Origin of the sequence: Cupriavidus sp. SK-3 (assembly GCF_000611145.1) — a bacterium.
Classification (GTDB): domain Bacteria; phylum Pseudomonadota; class Gammaproteobacteria; order Burkholderiales; family Burkholderiaceae; genus Cupriavidus.
On the sequence record NZ_JFJV02000112.1, the window covers coordinates 1 to 3423 of the forward strand.

3 protein-coding genes are annotated in these 3423 nt (G+C 58.0%); all 3 read right to left on the reverse strand.

The genetic code is table 11. The annotated features are described in order from the left end of the window. Positions 1 to 148: 148 nt before the first annotated feature. Genes CF70_RS12015 through CF70_RS12025 form a run of 3 tightly spaced genes read right to left on the reverse strand, consistent with a single transcriptional unit; the run spans position 149 to position 3394 of the window. Positions 149 to 1159: a site-specific integrase gene (locus CF70_RS12015; protein WP_035864567.1), complete on the reverse strand. Its 1011-nt coding sequence runs from the start codon at positions 1157 to 1159 to the stop codon at positions 149 to 151. Beyond that, positions 1156 to 2088: a tyrosine-type recombinase/integrase gene (locus tag CF70_RS12020; protein ID WP_235185012.1), complete on the reverse strand. Its 933-nt coding sequence runs from the start codon at positions 2086 to 2088 to the stop codon at positions 1156 to 1158. The genes CF70_RS12015 and CF70_RS12020 overlap by 4 nt, the downstream gene beginning before the upstream one ends. A gap of 40 nt (positions 2089 to 2128) precedes the next feature. Beyond that, a complete protein-coding gene (locus CF70_RS12025) occupies positions 2129 to 3394 on the reverse strand; it encodes a site-specific integrase (protein ID WP_035864572.1) in 1266 nt (421 codons plus the stop codon). Between the last annotated feature and the right edge of the window lie 29 nt (positions 3395 to 3423).

The window sequence follows — 3423 nt, forward strand, 5'->3', positions numbered from 1 at the left end:
AATCTATTACCGGCCGAAAGGTTTTATGCGCAGTCTCAAATCCCACTCGCGATAGGCAAAGGTTCTCGGTCGTAGGAACTGTACATAAAAGTTTGGACAGGATGTGGAGGCCCGCAACCAACAAACGGCGTGCGTAACCTCCTCGGTCCTACAGCGAATGGAGCCATTCGAGCAGCGTTTTGTTCTGCTGCCACGATGGGAACTTTGGAAGCGGCGCACCGTCACTGACTTTCTCGAGCGCTTTGCGCTTCATCTCAAGATTTGCGCGAGCATAGATCTCGGTAGTCTTCACATCGACGTGACCCAGGAAGTCGCGGATGATCTCGAGCGGGACGCCACTTTGCAGCAGGTGCATTCCCTTTGTGTGCCGCAGGCTGTGGGGACTCACCCGCTGCGTAAACTCGGGGTGACTTCGTCGTATAGGAATCACATACTTTTCGAGAAGATACCGCACACCCGAGCGCGATAACCGTGTGCCTTGCCGGTTCTGGAAGAGTGGCTTGTCGGTCTGTTCAGGGCGATCGAGGTTGTTATCGCGTCGATACTGGCGCAGCAGTTCGACAGTCGAGTCCATCAGGGGCACGGCGCGTAGCTTTCGACCCTTTCCCATGAGTCGTACCTGCGACGGAGGATCCAGGCGCACGTCGCCAGCGTTCAGGTCAATCAACTCCTGTACCCGGGCGCCGGTGTCATAGAGTACGCTTAACATTACTGCATCTCGGCGGCCCTCAGACGTACGCAGATCCGGTTGAGCGAGAAGCTGTGCAAGGTATTCCTTGGAGAGATAATCGACGCTGGGGCGCGGCTGTCGCCGCAGCGGAATGGCGAGGACCTGCTGGCATTGCAACAGTTGCTCGGGCACTTCCGACTGTACGTAGCGGAAGAACGCGTGTAACGCCGCGAGGCGATGATTCTGCGTGCTGACAGAAACGTGCCGGTCGGTTACCAGGTGATCAAGGAATGCCTCAACAAGGGGTACGTCGATCTGTGCCAGAGACAGACGCTCCAGTGCGATTCCTCGCACGTCGCGACAGAATCGCAGCAGCAGGGTGAAGACGTCGCGATAAGCCTTGATCGTGTTGGGGCTTAGGTTGCGCTGTGCGGCCAGATGATGCGTCAGGAAGTCGGTCAGGAGCATGGAGAAGTCCGTTGGTTTCATGATCCATTCCTCCGCGGGATGACATCACCGAAGACGGCGCTGGTGCGCGCCGTGATCTCCGGAAACAGTTCAGCTATCAGGTGCAGGTAGCGCTGCGTTCCGACAAGAGACCGATGTCCCATGTAGGTCGCCAGTACCGGGAGCTTTGCATCGAGGTCAGCCCCCTCGCGGCACCAGCGCAGCAAGGCATGTGCGGCAAATGTGTGCCTCACATCATGTACGCGCGGCCCTTTGCCTCTGCCGCCGTGCGTGATTCCGGAGCGCAACAGGAGGTCCCGGAATACCCAGTAGACCGCTTCGAGACTGTACGGTCCGTCGGACGGTGAAGGAAAGAAGTACGCTTCGGGCGACCGGTCCCCCATGATTCCCGCATACCTGCGAAGGCGCTGCACCAGCGGCAAGGCTGGAGGCACGAGGCGGTCCTTCCCGAATTTGGCCTCACGCACCGTCAGGATACCCCGGTCAAGGTCCACATCGGCCACGCGAAGGTGCAGCACCTCGCCAAGACGCAGCCCACAGCCATACAGTAGCCGGAATACTTCCGGCATGATGAGATGGCGCATTGGCGATCGCGCGGTCGGCACGAGCTGGTCGGCCGCGTGGAGCAACCGGTTGATCTCGGCGTGGGTCAGGATGCGTGGCGAGAAACCATCTGCATTTCTTACTGTCAGAGATCGAGCTGGCACGTCAGCGGAATATCCCTGCCGGCACATGAATAGGGCGAATTGGCGAACCGCACAGATGCGATGATCGTGGGTGCCCCTACACTCGTGGGGCTGTTTGGAGAGCCACTTGCGACTAATCGAGCGCGGTAGCTCGCATTGCGATAGTCCTTCATCGCACAGAAAGCGATCAAAGCGCGCCAGCAATCGGGCGGGCTCATCATATCGGTAACCACACGCCCGTCTCTCCTGGACAAACTGTTCCATGAGCGAGCCGACAGCGCTTCGGAACCGTCCCTTGAATGATCTACTCGTCATGGCGCATCTCCTCGGTGTTCAGCGCGGCCGTGCGCAGCGCTTCCACGTTGGTCTTGGCGTAGATCAACGTCGACGCCGTCGACGCGTGCCCCAGGATGTCGCTGATGACTTGAAACGGCGTCTGTTCATGGAGCAGTCGCGTCGCGAGAGTGTGGCGTAGCGAGTGCAATCCGTGACGTTGTGGAGTCCGGAAGCGAATACCGGCACGGGCCTTCCAACTCTCGACGACGTGATACAGGTTATCTGTCTCACAGAAGGGTTGGAAAGGCGCATTCAATGTGAGGAACACTTCTCGATGACCCGATTGAGGACGGGCCAATCTCAGATACTCAATCAGTGCTTCGCCAACTTCTTCCGTTAGTGGCAAGCAAAGAGGTGCTAGGGTCTTCGACTGCTTAATCTCTATGGTGGCTGTATCCCATTTCAGATCGTCGAGGGATAGTGTCCGAATGTCGCTCGCTCGCAATCCAAGGCGACAGGCCAGCAGAAGGATCGCGTAATCGCGCTTTCCTTTGGGCGAGGTTCTATCAACGACTTCGAGCAGCCTAGTCACGAGTTCCGGGTCCCAGACCGATGGAACAGTCGCATCTCGGGGAACGTGGACTACTGGCAATACATGGCTGAGATCCTGCTGCAGAAGTCCTCGCAGCAGAAGAAACCGCAGAAAGCCGCGCACATCGGAAACGATTCGCGAGACGGACTTGGCCACCAGGCGATGTTGCGAGGTCACAAAGGCGCAGAGATCGGGCGGCTGTATCTGATCAAAAAACGTGATGTTCCTTGAACCAAGGAAATCCGCGAATATCGCGATCTCACGCATCCGCTCGCGAAGGGTCGTTGGGCGAAGATGAAGGCGATCCCGGCAGTACAGTTCATAGTCACGCAATGTCGTGCTCATGGGCGCCGGGACCTGTATCTTCTGCATGTCGGTGACGGTGCGTTCAATGTGCCCGTCATGCGCAAAGTCCTCCAGAACCTTGAGGGCAAACACGATATGCCGTCGCCACCCCTGGCGTGAGTTTAGGCGTTCACCCTCACGCATCTGATACGCGGTGCAAAACTGTTTCGCCAGCATCTGTGAGTACGCATCTCCCAGGCTCATCTCGTGACAAAACACGATGAGATGTCGCCAGACTACGCGATAGCGCCCCAGCGATCGTCTGCTGTAGTGAAGCCTTTCCAGTTCGCCCACGGCACCGGCAATGACCTGCTCCAACGGAAGGCGGCTTGAAACTTGATGGGTGGAATGCTCCATGATCGAGCTCCTCACAACGGCGGCCCCCC

Coding starts and splice junctions, on each gene's coding strand:
- CF70_RS12015 (WP_035864567.1), bottom strand. CDS start 1,159: ATGAAACCAACGGACTTCTCCATGCTCCTGACCGACTTCCTGACGCAT.
- CF70_RS12025 (WP_035864572.1), bottom strand. CDS start 3,394: ATGGAGCATTCCACCCATCAAGTTTCAAGCCGCCTTCCGTTGGAGCAG.
- CF70_RS12020 (WP_235185012.1), bottom strand. CDS start 2,088: ATGGAACAGTTTGTCCAGGAGAGACGGGCGTGTGGTTACCGATATGAT.